The sequence below is a fragment of the Bacillus sp. G16 genome, assembly GCF_021282335.1.
Lineage (GTDB): Bacteria > Bacillota > Bacilli > Bacillales > Bacillaceae > Bacillus > Bacillus inaquosorum.
Genome location: NZ_JAJSOZ010000004.1, coordinates 135312 through 155249, shown reverse-complemented (window position 1 = coordinate 155249; position 19938 = coordinate 135312). Strand labels below are relative to the sequence as shown.

23 protein-coding genes and 2 other annotated features (1 of these 25 cut by a window edge) are annotated in these 19938 nt (G+C 44.2%); of the genes, 20 read left to right on the top strand and 3 right to left on the bottom strand.

Translation table 11 applies throughout. From position 1 onward, the window contains the following. Window positions 1–89, top strand: a binding site (T-box leader) (it extends 134 nt beyond the left edge of the window). 59 nt (window positions 90–148) lie between these two features. The 16 genes from valS (at window position 149) to rpmA (ending at window position 14567) form a co-directional block, all read left to right on the top strand. Continuing rightward, window positions 149–2791: a valine--tRNA ligase gene (gene valS, locus LWH95_RS06375; RefSeq protein ID WP_232919173.1), complete on the top strand. Its 2643-nt coding sequence runs from the start codon at window positions 149–151 to the stop codon at window positions 2789–2791. Between the two features lie 59 nt (window positions 2792–2850). After that, the gene (locus LWH95_RS06370) at window positions 2851–4143 is read left to right on the top strand and encodes a bifunctional folylpolyglutamate synthase/dihydrofolate synthase (RefSeq protein ID WP_133486577.1); all 1293 of its coding nucleotides are present in this window, start codon (window positions 2851–2853) and stop codon (window positions 4141–4143) included. A 141-nt stretch (window positions 4144–4284) separates the two neighbouring features. Beyond that, window positions 4285–5031 (top strand): prepilin peptidase, encoded by a 747-nt coding sequence (locus LWH95_RS06365; RefSeq protein ID WP_232919172.1) that lies wholly within the window; start codon window positions 4285–4287, stop codon window positions 5029–5031. A 133-nt stretch (window positions 5032–5164) separates the two neighbouring features. Further along, window positions 5165–6163: an SPOR domain-containing protein gene (locus tag LWH95_RS06360; RefSeq protein WP_232919171.1), complete on the top strand. Its 999-nt coding sequence runs from the start codon at window positions 5165–5167 to the stop codon at window positions 6161–6163. A 151-nt stretch (window positions 6164–6314) separates the two neighbouring features. After that, on the top strand, window positions 6315–6884 hold the full coding sequence (locus LWH95_RS06355) for a Maf family nucleotide pyrophosphatase (RefSeq protein ID WP_003237578.1): 570 nt from the start codon (window positions 6315–6317) through the stop codon (window positions 6882–6884). 36 nt (window positions 6885–6920) lie between these two features. Next, complete coding sequence (gene radC, locus LWH95_RS06350) at window positions 6921–7616, top strand: RadC family protein (protein WP_003237576.1); 696 nt, start codon at window positions 6921–6923, stop codon at window positions 7614–7616. Window positions 7617–7707: 91 nt separating this feature from the next. Then, on the top strand, window positions 7708–8721 hold the full coding sequence (mreB, locus tag LWH95_RS06345; protein WP_003237574.1) for a cell shape-determining protein MreB: 1014 nt from the start codon (window positions 7708–7710) through the stop codon (window positions 8719–8721). Window positions 8722–8751: 30 nt separating this feature from the next. After that, window positions 8752–9624, top strand: a complete 873-nt coding sequence (gene mreC, locus LWH95_RS06340; RefSeq protein ID WP_003237571.1) for a rod shape-determining protein MreC — start codon at window positions 8752–8754, stop codon at window positions 9622–9624. Continuing rightward, window positions 9621–10139: a rod shape-determining protein MreD gene (mreD, locus tag LWH95_RS06335; protein ID WP_060399156.1), complete on the top strand. Its 519-nt coding sequence runs from the start codon at window positions 9621–9623 to the stop codon at window positions 10137–10139. The genes mreC and mreD overlap by 4 nt, the downstream gene beginning before the upstream one ends. 52 nt (window positions 10140–10191) lie before the next feature. Continuing rightward, window positions 10192–10872 carry a septum site-determining protein MinC gene (gene minC, locus LWH95_RS06330; protein ID WP_003237567.1) on the top strand — a complete coding sequence of 227 codons (681 nt, stop codon included), beginning with the start codon at window positions 10192–10194 and terminating at the stop codon, window positions 10870–10872. A 1-nt stretch (window position 10873) separates the two neighbouring features. Next, window positions 10874–11680 (top strand): septum site-determining protein MinD, encoded by an 807-nt coding sequence (minD, locus tag LWH95_RS06325; RefSeq protein WP_003237566.1) that lies wholly within the window; start codon window positions 10874–10876, stop codon window positions 11678–11680. Between the two features lie 140 nt (window positions 11681–11820). Then, window positions 11821–12615: a stage IV sporulation protein SpoIVFA gene (gene spoIVFA / locus LWH95_RS06320; RefSeq protein WP_060399154.1), complete on the top strand. Its 795-nt coding sequence runs from the start codon at window positions 11821–11823 to the stop codon at window positions 12613–12615. Continuing rightward, the gene (spoIVFB, locus tag LWH95_RS06315) at window positions 12608–13474 is read left to right on the top strand and encodes a stage IV sporulation intramembrane metalloprotease SpoIVFB (protein WP_019259068.1); all 867 of its coding nucleotides are present in this window, start codon (window positions 12608–12610) and stop codon (window positions 13472–13474) included. The genes spoIVFA and spoIVFB overlap by 8 nt, the downstream gene beginning before the upstream one ends. 57 nt (window positions 13475–13531) lie before the next feature. Next, window positions 13532–13607 (top strand) — a sequence feature (ribosomal protein L21 leader region). Window positions 13608–13620: 13 nt separating this feature from the next. Beyond that, window positions 13621–13929: a 50S ribosomal protein L21 gene (gene rplU, locus LWH95_RS06310; protein WP_003229668.1), complete on the top strand. Its 309-nt coding sequence runs from the start codon at window positions 13621–13623 to the stop codon at window positions 13927–13929. Between the two features lie 2 nt (window positions 13930–13931). Next, the gene (locus LWH95_RS06305; protein WP_003237563.1) at window positions 13932–14270 is read left to right on the top strand and encodes a ribosomal-processing cysteine protease Prp; all 339 of its coding nucleotides are present in this window, start codon (window positions 13932–13934) and stop codon (window positions 14268–14270) included. A gap of 12 nt (window positions 14271–14282) precedes the next feature. Continuing rightward, window positions 14283–14567: a 50S ribosomal protein L27 gene (gene rpmA, locus LWH95_RS06300; protein WP_003222623.1), complete on the top strand. Its 285-nt coding sequence runs from the start codon at window positions 14283–14285 to the stop codon at window positions 14565–14567. 120 nt (window positions 14568–14687) lie between these two features. Here the strand turns inward: rpmA and LWH95_RS06295 are convergent, their stop codons facing one another. Next, entirely contained in the window at window positions 14688–14810 is a 123-nt protein-coding gene (locus LWH95_RS06295) for a hypothetical protein (protein WP_003229671.1), read from the bottom strand. A gap of 77 nt (window positions 14811–14887) precedes the next feature. Between LWH95_RS06295 and spo0B the strand changes: the two genes are divergently transcribed. The 4 genes from spo0B to pheA are packed head-to-tail and all read left to right on the top strand — an operon-like array spanning window position 14888 to window position 18158. Beyond that, the gene (gene spo0B / locus LWH95_RS06290) at window positions 14888–15466 is read left to right on the top strand and encodes a sporulation initiation phosphotransferase Sop0B (RefSeq protein ID WP_003237562.1); all 579 of its coding nucleotides are present in this window, start codon (window positions 14888–14890) and stop codon (window positions 15464–15466) included. Window positions 15467–15499: 33 nt separating this feature from the next. Continuing rightward, the gene (gene obgE, locus LWH95_RS06285) at window positions 15500–16786 is read left to right on the top strand and encodes a GTPase ObgE (RefSeq protein WP_003237561.1); all 1287 of its coding nucleotides are present in this window, start codon (window positions 15500–15502) and stop codon (window positions 16784–16786) included. Between the two features lie 57 nt (window positions 16787–16843). Continuing rightward, window positions 16844–17287 (top strand): transcriptional regulator ThrR, encoded by a 444-nt coding sequence (gene thrR / locus LWH95_RS06280; RefSeq protein ID WP_003222630.1) that lies wholly within the window; start codon window positions 16844–16846, stop codon window positions 17285–17287. A gap of 16 nt (window positions 17288–17303) precedes the next feature. Continuing rightward, window positions 17304–18158, top strand: a complete 855-nt coding sequence (gene pheA / locus LWH95_RS06275; protein ID WP_003237560.1) for a prephenate dehydratase — start codon at window positions 17304–17306, stop codon at window positions 18156–18158. 24 nt (window positions 18159–18182) lie between these two features. Here pheA and LWH95_RS06270 read toward each other — a convergent pair whose 3' ends face one another. Then, entirely contained in the window at window positions 18183–18725 is a 543-nt protein-coding gene (locus LWH95_RS06270; protein WP_133486652.1) for a transcription repressor NadR, read from the bottom strand. Continuing rightward, entirely contained in the window at window positions 18685–19872 is a 1188-nt protein-coding gene (locus tag LWH95_RS06265; protein WP_133486654.1) for an IscS subfamily cysteine desulfurase, read from the bottom strand. The genes LWH95_RS06270 and LWH95_RS06265 overlap by 41 nt, the downstream gene beginning before the upstream one ends. Between the last annotated feature and the right edge of the window lie 66 nt (window positions 19873–19938).

Here is a 19938-nt window from a genome sequence, read left to right as displayed (position 1 = left end):
CGGGAAACACCCGTTATCCGTTATAAGTGCATGAACTGATAGAGTTCATGAAAAAAGGTGGTACCGCGAAAGAGCTTTTCGTCCTTTTATAGGGATGAAAAGCTCTTTTTTCGTTCTCAGCCATTTTTAAACATGCTGGAGGGTTATCATGGAAACAAATGAACAAACAATGCCGACGAAATACGATCCGGCAGCGGTTGAAAAAGACCGATATGATTTTTGGCTAAAAGGCAAATTTTTTGAAGCGGGCAGTGACCAGACAAAAGAGCCATATGCTGTTGTCATTCCGCCGCCAAACGTAACAGGAAGACTTCACCTTGGCCACGCGTGGGACACAACGCTGCAAGACATTGTAACAAGAATGAAACGCATGCAGGGCTATGATGTGCTGTGGCTTCCGGGTATGGACCACGCCGGCATCGCGACACAGGCTAAAGTGGAAGCGAAACTTCGTGAAGAAGGCAAATCCCGCTACGATTTGGGGCGCGAGAAATTCCTCGAAGAAACATGGAAGTGGAAGGAAGAGTACGCTGACTTTATTCGCAGCCAGTGGGCCAAATTAGGGCTTGGCCTTGATTATTCCCGTGAACGCTTTACGCTGGATGAAGGCTTAAGCAAAGCAGTTCGCGAAGTTTTCGTTAAGCTTTATGAAAAAGGTCTGATCTACAGAGGCGAATATATTATTAACTGGGACCCTGCAACAAAAACAGCTCTATCCGACATTGAGGTTATTTACAAAGATGTTCAGGGCGCGTTCTATCATATGAGCTATCCGCTCACAGACGGTTCAGGCTCGATTGAAATTGCGACGACACGTCCTGAAACGATGCTCGGTGATACAGCTGTTGCCGTTCACCCTAAAGATGAGCGCTATAAGCACCTTATCGGAAAAACGGTAATCCTGCCGATTACAAATCGTGAAATTCCGATTGTCGGTGATGACTACGTAGATATGGAATTTGGTTCAGGTGCAGTGAAAATTACGCCTGCTCATGATCCGAACGACTTCGAGCTTGGAAACCGCCACAATTTAGAACGAATTCTTGTCATGAATGAAGACGGAACGATGAATGAAAATGCCCTGCAATATCAAGGTATGGATCGTTTTGAATGCCGCAAAAAGCTCGTGAAAGATTTACAGGATGCGGGAGTTCTCTTCAAAATCGAAGATCATATGCACTCTGTCGGCCATAGTGAACGAAGCGGGGCTGTTGTGGAGCCTTATCTTTCAACACAATGGTTTGTGCGCATGCAGCCGCTTGCTGATGCAGCGATTGAGCTGCAAAAGAAAGAAGAAAAAGTTAACTTTGTGCCTGACCGTTTCGAAAAAACGTATTTACACTGGATGGAAAACATCCGCGACTGGTGTATTTCCCGTCAGCTGTGGTGGGGCCACCGCATTCCTGCTTGGTATCATAAAGAAACAGGCGAGTTACATGTTGGGCTTGAAGCGCCTGAGGACAGCGAAAATTGGGAACAGGATACAGATGTACTGGATACATGGTTCAGTTCTGCGCTCTGGCCTTTCTCCACTATGGGCTGGCCTGATGTAACGGCTGAAGACTTTAAACGCTACTATCCGACAGATGTTCTCGTTACAGGGTACGACATCATTTTCTTCTGGGTGTCTCGCATGATTTTCCAAGCGATTGAATTTACAGAAGAGCGCCCGTTCAAAGATGTTTTAATTCATGGCTTAATCCGTGACGAGCAAGGCCGGAAAATGAGTAAATCTCTTGGCAACGGTGTCGATCCGATGGATGTCATTGACAAGTACGGAGCCGATTCTTTACGTTATTTCCTTGCGACTGGAAGCTCTCCTGGCCAGGATCTGCGCTTCAGCTATGAAAAAGTGGAATCGACTTGGAATTTTGCCAATAAAATTTGGAATGCCTCCCGTTTTGCATTAATGAACATGGATGGCATGACGTACGATGAGCTTGATCTGTCAGGCGAAAAATCAGTAGCTGACAAGTGGATTTTAACGCGATTAAATGAAACGATCGAGCATGTGACCCAGCTTGCTGATCGATATGAATTTGGTGAAGTCGGGCGCCATTTATATAACTTTATTTGGGACGATTTCTGTGATTGGTATATTGAAATGGCGAAGCTTCCGCTTTACGGAGAGGACGAAGCGGCTAAGAAAACAACCCGTTCTATCCTTGCTTACGTACTGGATCAAACGATGCGCCTCCTCCATCCGTTTATGCCATTCTTAACGGAAGAAATTTGGCAGCACCTTCCTCACCAAGGGGAATCGATTACAGTAAGTCAATGGCCTGTTGTAGTGCCGGAACATACTGATACTGAAGCGGCAGCTGACATGAAGCTTCTCGTTGAGCTGATCCGTTCTGTACGTAATATCCGCAGTGAAGTCAATACGCCAATGAGCAAGCAGGTTGAACTGTATATTAAAACAAGCACAGACGAAATAGCAGCCCGCCTCGAGGCGAACCGTTCATACGTTGAACGCTTTACGAATCCGAGCGCACTTAAAATCGGCACTGATATCGAAGCTGTTGATAAAGCGATGACGGCTGTTGTCTCAGGAGCAGAGGTTATTCTTCCGCTAGAAGGCTTAATTAATATTGATGAAGAAATTGCCCGTCTGCAAAAAGAATTCGATAAGCTGACGAAAGAAGTCGAGCGTGTCCAAAAGAAACTTGGAAATGAAGGATTTATGAAAAAAGCGCCTGCGCACGTAATTGATGAAGAACGTGAAAAAGAAAAAGATTATGTGGCAAAGCGTGACGCTGTTCAAAAACGAATGGCTGAGCTGAAGGGCTAATGAAAAGCCGGGGCGGTTTCTGTAGAAACCGCCTTGTCTTATAAAAGAGGGGATTATCATTGTTTACTGCATATGAAGAAGCGCGCAGCTGGATTCACGGGCGGCTGAAATTCGGAGTGAAGCCCGGACTCGGCCGAATGAAGCAGCTGATGGCGCGGTTAGGCCATCCTGAAAAAAAAATCCGCGCGTTCCACGTAGCAGGAACAAACGGCAAAGGATCAACTGTCGCTTTTATCCGTTCTATGCTGCAAGAAGCCGGATATTCGGTTGGAACGTTTACGTCACCTTATATCATTACGTTTAATGAACGGATCAGCGTAAACGGGACACCGATTTCAGATGAGGAATGGACAACACTCGTCAATCAGATTAAACCGCACGTTGAAGCATTAGATCAAACGGACTACGGCCAGCCGACAGAATTTGAAATTATGACGGCTTGTGCATTTTTATATTTTGCTGAGTTTCATAAGGTCGACTTTGTTATTTTTGAAACAGGTTTGGGCGGTAGATTCGACTCTACCAATGTGGTTGAACCGCTTTTAACTATGATCACAAGCATTGGACACGACCATATGAACATTTTGGGAAATACTATTGAAGAAATTGCTGGGGAAAAGGCCGGGATTATTAAAGAAGGTATTCCTATCGTTACAGCTGTTACTCAGCCGGAAGCCCTACAGGTCATTCGTCATGAAGCTGAACGACATGCTGCGCCGTTCCAGTCATTACATGATACATGTGTTATTTTCAATGAAGAGGCTCTGCCTGCCGGAGAACAGTTTTCATTCAAAACGGGCGAGAAGTGTTATGAAGATGTTCGAACATCTCTGATCGGCACCCATCAAAGACAAAATGCGGCTTTGTCCATTTTGGCTGCGGAGTGGCTCAATAGGGAGGATATTGCCCATATCAGTGATGAAGCGCTAAGAAGCGGGCTGGTAAAGGCTGCTTGGCCGGGACGGTTAGAGCTTGTTCAAGAACATCCGCCCGTATACTTAGACGGTGCGCATAACGAAGAAGGCGTTGAAAAGCTGGTGGAAACGATGAAGCAGCGTTTCCCTGACTCCCGCATTTCTGTGGTATTTAGCGCGTTAAAGGACAAACCGTATCACAATATGATTAAGAGATTGGAAACCATAGCGCATGCGATCCATTTTGCTTCTTTTGATTTCCCGCGTGCTTCTCTTGCAAAAGATCTCTATGATGCAAGTGAAATCAGCAATAAAAGCTGGAATGAGGACCCGGACAATGTGATTGAATTCATAGAAAGCAAAAAGGGCTCAAATGAAATTGTGCTCATTACCGGATCGCTTTATTTTATTTCTGAAATCCGCAAAAGATTGCAATAAAGGCATCCACCCGGCAGTATCGAAAATGAGATTCTGCCGGGGTTTTTTATGTGTAAAATTGAATATTCCCGATTAGAGTTCAGGCCGCTCACTCTGCTACAATCCATACCAGAATCTACAGTGAGTAAAGGTGTGTTGTCTATGCTTCCCATTCTCTTTATCCTCGGGCTTATCCTTGGTTCATTTTATTATACGGCCGGGTGCCGTATCCCCTTACATATATCCATTATCACGCCCCGTTCGGCATGCTCGTTTTGCCGGCGGACATTAACCCCGGCAGAATTAATCCCCATCCTGTCATTCCTTTTCCAAAAAGGCAAATGTAAAAGCTGCGGGCACAGAATTTCTTTTCTGTATCCTGTGGCAGAGCTTGTGACAGCGTGTTTATTTGCGGCAGCAGGAATACGCTTTGGCCCGTCTCCGGAACTGTTTCCCGCTCTCGTGTTTATCTCTTTTCTCATCATCGTTGCAGTGACAGATATTCATTTTATGCTGATACCAAATCGGATATTAATTTTCTTTGTTCCCGTTCTGGCCGCTGCAAGATTGATTTCTCCGCTTGATTCCTGGTATGCCGGCCTGTTAGGTGCGGCCGCCGGATTTCTATTCCTGGCCTTAATTGCCGCAATCACCCATGGGGGAATAGGGGGAGGAGATATTAAATTATTTGCGGTGATTGGCTTTGTACTTGGTGTGAAAATGCTGGCAGCTGCCTTTTTCTTTTCTGTTTTGATAGGTGCATTGTATGGAGCGGCAGCTGTCCTGACTGGAAGACTCGCCAAAAGACAGCCGCTTCCCTTTGCCCCCGCAATTGCTGCAGGGAGCATTTTAGCTTATTTATACGGTGACTCTATCATTTCTTTTTATATCAAAATGGCATTGGGCTGACTGCTGAAAAATTTGACGAACGTTTTTTGGACAAGACGACAAAAGTCTTGTTCTTTTTTTTTTCGCCTGTGCTAAAGTGTGTAGCATGAAAAGCCGACAAGAACGGTCAAGCAAATGAAGGGAGGAAGCGGAATTGAAAAAAAGAAAGAATAAAAAAAACAGTAAAGCCGCAGAAAAAGCCCTCAAGGTGACGATTAATGGAAAAGAAGAGACGGTTTACGAACAGGAGACGCCTGAGACTGAGACGGAAAAAAGCATGACATTTTCAAATTGGGAGGAAAAGAGAAAGGCAGAGCAAGAGGTTGCGGCATCCCATGAACATCCTGATGAAGATGAATTTAACTGGGATTCCGAGGAGGACAAGGTGTTTAAAGAGGATCCAAAAGTCGTTCAGTCCTATCAAAAGAAAAAAACAAAGCTGTATTCAAAAGGAAAGGCCGGGGCGGCCAAGCCGGTAAAAAAAGTGGCGGCGACGATTGCCTTTGCGGCCGTCATAGGCACTGGATTAGGGTTATTCGCGTTAAACATCTCGGGCAATAAAGAAGCGTCGGCACCGGCCTCTTTAGATGATTCTCTAGGAAGCCAAACAGCAAAAGCCGGAGATACATCTGCTGAAAAACAAAGCTCAGGCGCAGAAAAACAAGCGGCACAAACTGAAGGTACATATAAAACGTACGCTGTACAAGCCGGAAAATTCTCAAATGAAAAGGGTGCCGAAACGTTAACTGAACAACTGACCGCAAAAGGCTACTCCGCCGTGTCACTGTCAAAGGATGACGGGTATACGTACGTCATCGCAGGCTTAGCCGGTGATAAGGAAGTGTCACAGCAGTTAGGACAGCTTTTGATCGACAGCGATTTTGAAGCTTGGGGAGGCAAGGAGCTTTCCTTATCAATAGAGTCAGATATGACAGATTCGTTCAAGGAAACAGCGGAGCTTGCAGCAAAGGCGATTCTTGGTGAAGACATTACAAAAGCGAGTGTAGAGAAAATAGAAAAGTCGCTTGGTAAAACAGAAACGTCTGAAGGAGGAGAGAAAAAAGCGATTTTGCAGGCATTAAAAGAATTAGAGGACCCAAGTGCTGAAGCCGGGTGGAAGGCTCAGCAGGAGCTGTTAGCCGTCATTAAATAAGAGAAAATGCCTGAGCCTTCGTCCTTTAGTGACAGGCTTTTTTTATTTTGTCATGAAAAAGTTATTTTTCTGAAATTGTGACAAGCCTCGTGATTTGGTAGGATAAACGAGTATCTTTTTTTCTTAAGCAAACCCTGAAAGGATGACAAACATGACAAAGCCGCTAATACTTGCATCACAATCTCCGCGCAGGAAAGAACTCCTCGATCTTCTCCAGCTGCCCTACTCCATTATTGTCAGTGAAGTAGAGGAAAAATTAAATCGAAACTTTTCACCTGAAGAAAACGTCCAATGGTTGGCAAAACAAAAAGCTAAGGCTGTAGCTGATCTCCATCCGCATGCAATCGTTATCGGCGCTGATACAATGGTATGCCTGGACGGCGAATGTCTCGGCAAACCGCAAGATCAAGAAGAAGCTGCTTCTATGCTGCGGAGGCTTTCAGGCCGAAGTCATTCAGTGATAACTGCGGTCAGCATACAAGCCGAAAATCACAGCGAAACTTTTTATGATAAGACAGAAGTTACGTTTTGGCCCCTCAGTGAAGAAGAGATTTGGACTTATATTGAAACAAAAGAGCCGATGGATAAAGCAGGTGCATACGGCATCCAAGGAAGAGGCGCGCTTTTTGTAAAGAAAATAGACGGAGATTATTATTCAGTCATGGGCCTTCCTATATCAAAAACGATGAGAGCTCTTCGCCATTTTGATATGAAGGGATGACAGTTCTATAAACGGGAAGGGAAAGAAAAGGAGTGCTTGATCATACACGATCTGCCATTAAAACTCAGAGATTTCCCAACGAAAGAAAAGCCAAGAGAACGGCTTCTGAAAGTCGGAGCCGAGAACTTAGCGAATCATGAACTTTTGGCTATATTATTGCGGACAGGCACTAAACATGAATCTGTTATGGACCTGTCAAACCGGCTGCTGCGCTCTTTTGACGGGCTGCGTCTGCTGAAAGAAGCGTCAGTTGAAGAGCTGTCGAGCATTCCGGGAATCGGTATGGTAAAAGCGGTCCAAATACTGGCGGCAGTTGAGCTTGGAAGCCGGATTCATAAATTAGCCAACGAAGAACATTTCGTCATTCGCTCCCCGGAAGACGGCGCAAATCTTGTCATGGAGGATATGCGCTTTTTAACCCAGGAGCATTTTGTCTGTTTATACTTAAATACAAAAAACCAAGTCATCCATAAACGCACCGTATTTATCGGAAGCCTGAATTCATCTATTGTCCACCCTCGGGAGGTGTTTAAAGAAGCGTTTAAACGATCTGCCGCTTCCTTTATCTGTGTTCACAATCATCCTTCTGGAGATCCGACGCCGAGCAGGGAAGATATTGAAGTGACAAGACGGCTGTTTGAATGCGGAAACCTGATTGGCATCGAGCTGCTTGACCATTTGGTGATCGGGGACAAAAAATTTGTGAGTTTAAAGGAAAAAGGATATTTGTAACACTTTTTTTTTCGTCGAATTAAGCTATAATAGAGTTTATGAGTTTTTCCCTTTAGGGTATTTTTGCTTTAAGAAAGGAAGATACATACATATGTTTGGAATTGGTACAAGAGACCTTGGTATAGATCTTGGAACTGCGAATACGCTTGTTTTTGTAAAAGGAAAAGGAATTGTTGTCAGAGAGCCTTCAGTTGTCGCTTTGCAAACGGATACGAAGTCGATTGTTGCTGTCGGAAATGATGCGAAAAATATGATCGGACGGACACCTGGCAACGTGGTAGCTCTTCGCCCGATGAAAGACGGCGTTATCGCTGATTATGAAACAACGGCTACGATGATGAAATATTACATCAATCAAGCTATAAAAAATAAAGGCATGTTTGCCAGAAAACCATATGTGATGGTTTGTGTTCCATCAGGCATTACAGCTGTTGAGGAACGCGCTGTCATCGATGCGACAAGACAGGCGGGAGCGCGTGATGCGTATCCGATTGAGGAGCCGTTTGCCGCAGCAATCGGAGCCAATCTGCCAGTTTGGGAACCGACTGGAAGCATGGTTGTTGATATCGGGGGCGGTACGACAGAGGTTGCGATTATTTCCCTCGGAGGCATTGTAACGTCTCAATCGATCCGTGTAGCCGGTGATGAGATGGATGATGCAATTATCAACTACATCAGAAAAACGTACAATCTGATGATTGGTGACCGTACGGCTGAAGCGATTAAAATGGAGATCGGATCTGCAGAAGCTCCTGAAGAATCCGATAATATGGAAATCCGCGGACGCGATTTACTGACAGGTCTGCCGAAAACAATCGAAATTACAGGAAAAGAAATTTCTAATGCTCTACGTGACACTGTATCTACAATTGTTGAAGCAGTGAAGAGCACACTTGAAAAAACACCGCCTGAGCTAGCAGCTGATATTATGGACAGAGGTATTGTGTTAACCGGCGGCGGAGCGCTTCTTCGCAATTTGGATAAAGTCATCAGCGAAGAAACAAAAATGCCGGTCCTTATCGCCGAAGACCCGCTTGATTGTGTAGCGATCGGAACAGGAAAAGCACTGGAGCACATCCATCTTTTCAAAGGAAAAACTAGATAATCGGGAGTTCAATAGAAGAGGTGTAACACGATGCCGAATAAACGGTTAATGCTATTACTTCTGTGTATTATCATATTGGTGGCTATGATTGGATTTTCGCTGAAGGGCGGCCGCAATACCACCTGGCCTGAGAAAGTGATCGGCGATACGACGGGAGTATTTCAAAATATTTTTCATACGCCTGCCGAATTTTTTGCAGGGATATTTGAGAACATTGATGATTTAAAAAACACATATAAAGAAAACGAGCGTCTGAGAGAGAAACTGGACGGACAGACACAATATGAAGCCAAGCTTCAAGAACTTGAAGAAGAAAACAAATCCTTGCGTGACGAGCTTGGCCACGTCAAATCGATTAAAGATTACAAGCCGATTTTAGCGACGGTTATTGCCAGAAGCCCTGATAATTGGGCGAAACAGGTCACAATTAATAAAGGGTCTCAGCAAAATGTAGCGAAGGATATGGCTGTTACAAACGAAAAAGGCGCATTAATCGGCAAGATCAAAAGTTCCGGACTTAACAATTTTACGTCTACGGTTCAGCTTTTAAGCGATACTGACCGCAATAACAGAGTCGCGACGAAAATATCCGGAAAAAAAGGCAGCAAAGGCTACGGCCTGATCGAAGGATATGACAAAGACAAAAAACGTCTTAAGATGACCATTATTGAGCGCAAGGATAAACAAGACGTGAAAAAAGGCGATCTTATTGAAACATCAGGCACAGGCGGCGTTTTCCCAGAGGGGCTGACAATCGGTGAAGTGACTGATATTGAGTCAGATTCCTATGGATTAACAAAAGTTGCTTATGTAAAACCTGCGGCTGACCTTACCGATTTAAATAATGTGATTGTTGTTAATCGGGATGTGCCGACTGTCGATACAGAGGAGGAAGGATCGTGAAGCGTTTCCTTCTCCCTTTCGTTATGATGCTAGTTTTTTCTGCGGAAAGCATTTTTACAGATCTGGTGCATTTTCCGTTCGTTACAGATGATCAGGTGCTCGTCCCGCGTTTTCTGATGCTTGTACTGATATTTATGTCGGCTTTCATCAACCAAAAACACGCGATGATTTACGGCTTTATTTTTGGTCTTCTATATGACATGAATTATACAAGTCTATTAGGCGTTTATATGTTTGGTTTTGCCGGGTTATGCTATTTGGCTTCAAAAGCGTTTAAAGTGCTGCATACAAACGCATTTGTGGTGATATTGATAGCTGTTCTCGCTGTCTGCCTGCTCGAATTTTACGTATTCGGCATTCAGTCTTTGATTCATAAAGACATCATGACGTTTAACGGATTTGTACTTGACCGGTTTATACCGACAATTTTATTAAATATTGCAGCCGCTCTTATTCTGGTTCTGCCATTTAGATTATTTTTTATGAGTCTAAAGAAAGAATTGAGAGATGAGTAAAAAGGATTTTATCTTTTTTTGACGAAATGAGTATGTTGTTGAGGTGAATATTGTGAAGACCAAAAAGCAGCAATATGTAACAATAAAAGGAACAAAGAATGGGTTAACATTGCATCTGGATGATGCGTGTTCTTTTGATGAGCTTCTCGATGGTCTTCAGAATATGCTGTCAATTGAACAATATACGGATGGAAAAGGCCAGAAAATCAGCGTCCATGTTAAGCTGGGAAATCGCTTTTTATATAAGGAGCAAGAGGAACAGCTGACAGAATTGATTGCGTCAAAGAAAGATTTGTTTGTTCATTCTATTGACAGTGAAGTCATTACTAAAAAAGAAGCACAGCGTATGAAAGAGGAAGCTGAAATTATTTCTGTTTCAAAAATTGTCCGTTCAGGCCAAGTGCTGCAGGTGAAAGGCGACTTGCTCCTGATCGGTGATGTGAATCCCGGCGGAACAGTCAGGGCCGGAGGGAACATTTTTGTTCTGGGCTCACTTAAAGGAATCGCGCACGCCGGATTTAACGGAAATAATCAAGCGGTCATCGCCGCCTCTGAAATGCTGCCGACACAATTAAGAATCAATCACGTGTTAAATCGCTCCCCAGACCACATTCAAAAAGGGAACGAAATGGAATGTGCTTATTTAGATACAGACGGAAATATGGTCATTGAACGCCTTCAACATTTGGCTCATTTAAGACCTGATCTAACAAGGCTTGAGGGAGGAATGTGAATTGGGTGAGGCTATCGTAATAACTTCGGGAAAAGGCGGAGTAGGTAAAACAACAACATCTGCGAACCTCGGTACCGCCTTAGCCATTTTAGGGAAGCGTGTATGCTTAGTAGATACTGATATAGGGCTGCGCAACCTTGATGTTGTAATGGGTCTTGAAAATAGAATTATTTACGATCTTGTAGACGTTGTAGAGGGCAGATGCAAAATGCATCAGGCGCTCGTAAAAGACAAACGTTTCGATGATCTGCTCTATTTAATGCCCGCTGCTCAAACGAGCGATAAGACAGCTGTTGCTCCTGAACAAATTAAAAATATGGTCCAAGAGCTTAAACAGGAATATGACTATGTCATCATAGACTGTCCTGCCGGAATTGAGCAAGGATACAAAAATGCCGTTTCCGGAGCAGATAAAGCGATTGTGGTCACAACGCCTGAAATCTCAGCTGTTCGTGATGCTGACCGTATTATAGGGCTGCTGGAGCAAGAGGAAAATATTGAATCGCCGCGGCTCGTTGTAAACAGAATCAGAAATCATTTGATGAAAAACGGTGACACGATGGATATCGACGAAATCGTACAGCATTTGTCGATCGATTTGCTCGGAATTGTGGCTGATGATGATGAAGTCATTAAAGCTTCCAACCACGGCGAACCGATTGCGATGGACCCGAAAAACCGCGCTTCCATTGCATACCGCAATATTGCCCGCCGCATCTTAGGCGAATCTGTTCCTTTGCAGGTGCTTGAAGAGCAAAACAAAGGAATGATGGCTAAGATTAAATCATTTTTCGGAGTAAGATCTTAATGTAATAGAATCAAAGAGAAGAATCTGACAAAGCAAATGCTGTGTCAGGTTTTTTTGTTTTTGTCTGCTTTGAGTAACGAATATTTGCCGTGGACAAGACATATGATGTACAAACCCAACGAATGCAAAGGATGATGGCAATGAGTCACAGAGCAGATGAAATCAGAAAACGATTAGAGAAAAGAAGAAAACAGCTTTCCGGCTCGAAACGTTTCTCTACTCAGACAGTTTCTGAAAAGCAGAAACCCCCGTCCTGGGTGATGGTCACGGATCAAGAAAAGCATGGAACTCTTCCGGTCTATGAAGATAACATTTCAACATTTAATGGAAAACACCCTCTGGTTAAAACAGATTCAATTATCCTGAAATGTCTTCTGTCGGCCTGCCTTGTTCTCGTATCCGCCATAGCCTATAAAACAAACATTGGGCCCGTCAGCCAGATTAAACCCGTTGTTGCCAAAACCTTCGAAACTGAATTTCAATTTGCCTCAGCAAGCCATTGGTTTGAAACGAAATTTGGCAATCCGCTCGCTTTTCTGGCTCCTGAACATAAAAATAAGGAACAGCAGGTCGAAGTGGGCCAAGACCTGGTCGCGCCTGCATCCGGGAAAGTGCAGCAGGATTTTCAGGACAACGGGGAAGGGATTAAAGTCGAAACAAGCAGCGATACAATTGATAGCATAAAGGAAGGCTATGTAGTTGAAGTCAGCAAAGACAGCCAGACGGGACTGACAGTTAAGGTGCAGCATGCTGACAACACCTATAGTATTTATGGCGAGCTCAAAGATGTCGATGTTGCTTTATATGATTTTGTAGATAAAGGCAAAAAGCTCGGTTCGATTAAACTTGATGATCATAATAAAGGGGTCTATTATTTTGCCATGAAAGACGGCGATAAATTTATTGATCCGATTCAGGTGATTTCATTTGAATAAATGGCTCGACCTTATCTTGAAGATTCATGTGCACCCTTTTCTTTGGATTATCGCGGCGTTGGGACTGCTCACAGGCCATATGAAAGCATTATTATGTCTGCTCCTGATTGTACTGGTCCATGAGCTGGGGCATGCTGCTCTGGCCGTGTTTTTTTCTTGGAGAATCAAGCGTGTTTTTTTGTTGCCGTTTGGTGGAACCGTTGAAGTGGAAGAGCATGGGAATCGGCCGTTAAAGGAAGAGTTTGCGGTGATTATTGCCGGCCCTCTTCAGCACATCTGGCTTCAGCTTGCTGCCTGGATGCTTGCAGAATTCTCAGTGCTTCATCAGCATACCTTTGAACTCTTCACCTTTTATAACCTTTCTATTTTATTTGTGAATCTGCTGCCGATCTGGCCGCTTGACGGGGGAAAACTGTTATTTTTGTTGTTTTCCAAGCAGCTGCCTTTTCAAAAGGCTCACCGGCTCAATTTAAAAACGTCGCTCTGCTTCTGCCTGTTGCTCGGGTGTTGGGTTTTATTTGTGATTCCTCTGCAAATCAGCGCATGGGTTTTGTTTGTCTTTCTGGCTGTTTCTTTGTTTGAGGAATACAGGCAAAGGCACTATATCCATGTGAGATTTCTCCTTGAAAGGTATTACGGAAAAAACCGTGAGCTTGAAAAGCTGCTGCCGCTGACTGTAAAGGCAGAGGACAAAGTCTATCATGTGATGGCCGAGTTCAAACGCGGCTGTAAACACCCTATTATTATAGAGAAATCAGGACAGAAACTCAGCCAGCTTGACGAGAATGAAGTGCTGCACGCTTACTTTGCCGATAAGCGGACGAATTCCTCCATGGAGGAACTGCTGCTGCCTTACTAAAATCAATTGACAAACGTCTTGTATTTTGGTATATTTTTTAATGTTATGGATGTAGCACCATTGCTACAACCGCTCAGTACAGGTGTTAAGAGCTTTTACAGCCCCCTGGTGTCTGGCGAGTCTTAGTCTAATAGGAGGTGCAGAGAATGTACGCAATCATTAAAACAGGCGGAAAACAAATCAAAGTTGAAGAAGGCCAAACTGTTTACATCGAAAAACTTGCTGCTGAAGCAGGTGAAACAGTTACTTTTGAAGACGTTTTGTTTGTTGGCGGAGACAACGTGAAAGTCGGCAACCCTACAGTTGAAGGCGCAACAGTAACGGCTAAAGTTGAAAAACAAGGCCGTGCGAAAAAAATCACTGTTTTCAGATACAAACCAAAGAAAAACGTTCATAAAAAACAAGGTCATCGTCAGCCTTACACTAAAGTGACGATCGAAAAAATCAACGCGTAAGCATGATTCAGGCAACAGTCAGAAGGTCTCATGATAAAGGCATATTGTCTTTTGAAATGACGGGCCATGCGAATTTTGCTGAACATGGACAAGATCTTGTTTGTGCCGGAGTGACAGCTGTTGTGTTTGGAGCCGTTAACGCGGTCATTGTGCTCGCGGGTTTCGAGCCGCTTCTTGATATAGGGGAGGACGGGGGTTATTTTTACTTTGAATTCCCTGAATCTCTTGATCCAGAGGCGCGCCAAAAAGCTCAGCTGCTGATTGAAGGCATGATTGTTTCGCTGGATACAATCGAACGGGATTACAAAGATAACTTGCGTGTGACCACAAACATAATATAGGAGGTGAGCTACATGCTTAGATTAGATCTTCAGTTTTTCGCTTCTAAAAAAGGAGTAGGTTCTACAAAGAACGGACGTGACTCTGAGGCTAAACGTTTAGGTGCTAAACGTGCTGACGGTCAATTCGTAACAGGCGGTTCTATCCTTTACCGTCAACGCGGAACAAAAATTTACCCAGGTGAAAACGTGGGCCGCGGCGGAGATGACACTCTATTTGCGAAAATCGACGGAACTGTTAAATTCGAACGTTTCGGCCGTGACCGCAAAAAAGTGAGCGTATATCCTGTAGCTCAATAATGATTCAAAAAACTCCGGTCGATGATGACTGGAGTTTTTTTTGCAATATGCGGAGTAAACACCTAGAATGAAATGCAGAGTATGTGCGAGCAGACCCCGCCAAGAATGAGAATAAACGTCTCAAACCCACTGGATATGTTCCCCAAGCAGTAATACATAAAATGTTCTGCCTGGCTGCAAATCAACCAAAGCCAGAAAAAAGGAACATGATATTTCTGGGAAAAACAATTGTTTTTCTAACAAAGCCTTCTCTGTTATAATTCATAATACACACTTATACAGACTCCTAAATAAGAAATTAAATGATTGGGAGTGCGAAAATGAAGGATGTTTCAAAAAATCAAGAAGAAAATATAAGCGACACGGCATTAACAAACGAACTGATTCATCTGCTCGGCCATTCCCGGCATGATTGGATGAATAAGCTGCAGCTGATTAAAGGAAACTTAAGCTTGCAGAAGTATGACCGCGTCTTTGAAATGATTGAAGAAATGGTTATAGACGCAAAGCACGAATCAAAGCTCTCAAACCTGAAAACACCGCATTTGGCGTTCGACTTTCTTACATTTAATTGGAAAACCCATTATATGACGCTTGAATATGAAGTTCTTGGAGAAATTAAGGATTTGTCGGCTTATGATCAAAAGCTGGCGAAACTGATGAGAAAGCTGTTTTATCTGTTTGATCAAGCAGTCAGCAGAGAGAGCGAAAATCATTTAACGGTTTCGCTTCAAACGGATCATCCTGACATGCAGCTGATTCTGTACCTTGATTTTCACGGCGCTTTTGCCGATCCATCTGCTTTTGATGATATTCAGCAAAATGGATATGAGGACGTTGATATCATGCGTTTTGAGATCACAAGTCACGAATGTCTGATTGAAATTGGGTTGGACTAGCGGAGTTTTTAACGGTTTAGAACGGAGGACATTATGTTTGTAGATCAGGTCAAAGTATATGTAAAAGGTGGCGACGGCGGCAACGGGATGGTTGCGTTTCGCCGTGAAAAATATGTGCCGAAAGGCGGCCCTGCCGGCGGTGACGGAGGAAAGGGAGGAGACGTCGTTTTTGAAGTGGATGAAGGTCTCCGCACCCTGATGGATTTTAGATACAAAAAACACTTTAAAGCGATTCGCGGGGAGCATGGCATGTCCAAAAACCAGCATGGGCGAAATGCTGATGATATGGTCATTAAAGTTCCGCCAGGCACCGTTGTGACAGACGATGATACAAAGCAGGTCATCGCTGATTTAACAGAGCATGGACAGCAGGCTGTCATTGCAAGGGGCGGAAGAGGCGGAAGAGGGAATTCCCGCTTTGCTACACCGGCTAATCCCGCGCCTCAGCTTTCAGAAAACGGCGAGCCGGGAAAAGAACGCTACGTTGTTCTTGAATTAAAAGTGCTTGCGGATGTCGGACTTGTTGGATTCCCGAGTGTTGGAAAATCCACTTTGCTGTCTGTTGTCTCATCTGCAAAACCGAAAATTGCGGACTATCACTTTACAACGCTTGTCCCAAATCTCGGCATGGTTGAAACGGATGACGGACGCAGCTTTGTCATGGCTGATTTGCCGGGACTGATTGAAGGCGCACACCAAGGGGTCGGACTTGGCCACCAGTTTTTGCGCCATATTGAACGGACGCGGGTTATCGTTCACGTCATTGACATGTCCGGTTTGGAAGGCCGCGATCCGTATGAGGATTACGTCACGATTAACCAGGAGCTGAGCGAGTACAATCTGCGTCTCACTGAGCGTCCGCAAATTATCGTTGCCAATAAAATGGACATGCCGCAGGCTGCGGAAAATCTTGAAGCCTTTAAAGAAAAGCTGACGGATGATTACCCGGTATTCCCGGTCAGTGCGGTGACAAGAGAAGGCCTTCGTGAGCTTCTGTTTGAAGTCGCCAATCAGCTGGAGAACACGCCGGAATTCCCGCTGTATGACGAAGAAGAGCTTACACAAAACCGTGTCATGTACACGATGGAGAATGAAGAAGTGCCGTTTAACATTACACGCGATCCGGACGGTGTATTTGTACTTTCAGGAGACAGTCTTGAGCGGTTATTCAAGATGACTGATTTCTCGCGTGATGAATCGGTTAAACGGTTTGCAAGACAGATGCGCGGAATGGGTGTTGATGAAGCGCTCAGAGAACGCGGAGCCAAGGATGGAGATATTATCAGGCTTCTGGAATTCGAATTTGAATTTATTGATTAATGATGGCTGAGAGGAGAGCCTGGATGTCAGGCTCTCTATTTTAAAGGGGGGATGCAAATGAAAGAGGAGACATTTTATCTTGTCCGTGAAGATGTATTGCCCGATGCGATGAGAAAAACATTGGAAGTCAAAAAGCTGCTTGACCGAAAAAAAGCAGATTCAGTGGCAGATGCCGTTCAAAAGGTGGATTTAAGCAGAAGTGCGTTTTATAAATACAGAGATGCTGTTTTTCCGTTCTACACTATGGTTAAAGAACAAATTATCACACTTTTCTTTCATTTGGAGGATAGATCAGGTGCACTATCTCAGCTCCTGCAGGCGGTAGCTGATTCTGGAAGCAACGTTCTTTCCATTCACCAGACCATCCCGCTTCAGGGCAGAGCAAATGTGACACTGTCTATCAGTACGTCTGCAATGGAAGAGGACATTCATACGTTAATGAATAAGCTCAGGAAGTTTGATTTTGTAGAAAAGGTTGAAATATTAGGTTCAGGTGCATAAGGGAGAGAAGATCGTCATGAAAGTCGGTTATTTAGGTCCAGCAGCTACATTCACACATCTAGCAGTCAGTTCTTGTTTTCAAAACGGCGCCGAACATGTTGCTTACCGCACCATACCGGAGTGTATAGATGCGGCAGTTGCAGGCGAAGTTGATTTCGCTTTTGTTCCTTTAGAGAATGCATTAGAAGGATCAGTAAATTTAACGATAGACTATTTAATACATGAGCAGCCCTTGCCAATCGTGGGTGAAATGACATTGCCGATTCATCAGCACTTGCTTGTCCATCCTTCCAGAGAGAGTGCATGGAAAGAGCTCGACAAAATTTATTCACACTCACATGCGATTGCGCAATGTCATAAATTTCTCCATCGTCATTTTCCTTCCGTTCCATATGAATACGCCAACTCAACTGGGGCGGCAGCAGAATTTGTCAGTGACCATCCTGAGCTGAATATCGGGGTCATTGCCAATGAAATGGCAGCTTCTACATACGAATTAAAAATCGTGAAACGAGATATACAGGATTATAGGGACAATCATACGAGATTTGTGATCCTGTCTCCTGATGAAAACATATCATTTGAAGTGAATTCAAAATTGAGCTCAAGGCCCAAAACGACCCTGATGGTGATGCTTCCGGATGATCAATCCGGGGCGCTGCACAGAGTGCTGTCTGCTTTTTCTTGGAGAAACTTAAACTTGTCAAAGATTGAATCACGTCCGACTAAAACCGGATTGGGCCATTATTTCTTTATTATTGATATTGAGAAAGCGTTTGATGAGGTATTGATTCCAGGTGCCATGCAGGAGCTCGAAGCGCTCGGCTGCAAAGTGAAGCTTCTTGGTGCATATCAGTCCTACCAATTATAAAAAAAGCCCAATAAAGGGCTTTTTTTAGTCTTTAATTAAAATACCGGCTTCCTCGAGTGCTTGGCAGGCTTGGTCGATGCGGTGTTCATCCGGTGCTGTCAGTGTATGAAGATGCACGCCGTCCGTCAGCTGTGATAAATAGGCGGCATTCGTAGAATTGATTTTTTTGATGAAATTGCTAACTTCCTTCCGGGTGCCTACTTGGATAGCTGCAGTTAAATCTCCGTATACTGGATGTTCAATTTTTACGTCTTTTACTGTAACACCTTCGTCCACGATAAGCTGCAGTTCCTCTTCTGTCCGTTCAGGACCGTGCAGACAAGCTATGATTCTTTTGGCCTGCTGGTGCTGCTGAGCGGCTGCATCCATGTATACATATCCTTGGCTTGTGGCGATAATCGGTTCATTTTTCGCTTTCAAGAGCGATATATCCTGAACAATTACCTGTCTTGAAACGTTCGCTTTTTTTGCGAGTTCTCCTCCTGTCAGCGGTGATGTGGATTCCTTCAGCCACAGAAGAAGCTGGTCACGCCTGTTGGCGCCCATGAGCTTTAATTCTTCGGTCAATATCAAGTTCTCCTTTCTTTTGTTCCCAAAGCGCTGTAAACGTATGTAATAACTTATCCAGCTGTTCCTCCGTTGTATGCCTTCCAAAAGAGATGCGGATAAATTGCAGGGCTTCTTGGTCTGTTTTTCTTAATGCTTTCATCGCTGCAGACGGACCGTGATAACCGGCAGAACAAGCGCTGCCCGTTGATATGCAAATATTGCTCCGATTACATTCTAACATAACATATTGTCCTTCAAATGCGTGAAAAAAACACCCGACAATATGCGGAAGACATTCCGTTTTTGAAGTGTCTGCCGCAAGAGTTACAGGGAGAGACCGAATGCTGATTTGGTCTAAAAGGTATGTTCTTAATGTCTCATTGCGGGATATTTGTTTATCCATTTCGCTTAACATCAGCTCAGCAGCGGCAGTAAAGGCTCCGATCCCGGGAACATTCACGGTACCGGCTCTGAATCCGTGTTCGTGAGAGGTAAGAGGGTAAACGGGCTTCCAAGGGGCATCTGGCCGAATATAGACCGCGCCAACTCCTTTAGGACCGTGGACTTTATGGCTGGACATTGAGAGTGCATCCACCCCCAGTTCTTCTGTACTGATAGGGATTTTCCCAAATGTTTGAACAGCGTCGCAATGAAGAAGAATGTCCCTATTATGCAGGTAAGAAGACAGACGTTGAATGGGCTGAATGATCCCGGTTTCAGAATTGGCATGCTGGATAGATACCAGACCTGTTTCCGGGCGGATATGAGCTGCTAATATTTCCTCGGTAATAAGCCCGTATTCATCCGGTTCAATGATTGTTACATCAAATCCATGCTGTTCCAGAAAAGCAGCACAGTTATGAATGGACTGATGCTCCATAGCAGACGTAATGAAATGTCTTTTTGTTTTTGGCAGGCCGTTTAACAGTGATTGAATAGCCAGAAAATTGGATTCAGTGCCGCCGCTTGTAAAATAGATGCCGCTTGCTTCTCCGCCAATGATGTCAGCGATTTTCTCGCGGCAGTACTCCAGTATGTGCTTTGCTTTTCCTCCTGCATCATGCAAGCTGCTGGCATTACCGTACATATCCATACTGAGCTTCTGATATACATTAAGGGCTTCCTCGCAAATAGGCGTTGTCGCTGCATAATCTAAATAAATCATCGGGTCGTTCCTCCATCCGTTCTCCAAAAAACTCTTGAGTTTATTTTATCCTTGTGTAAATATAGG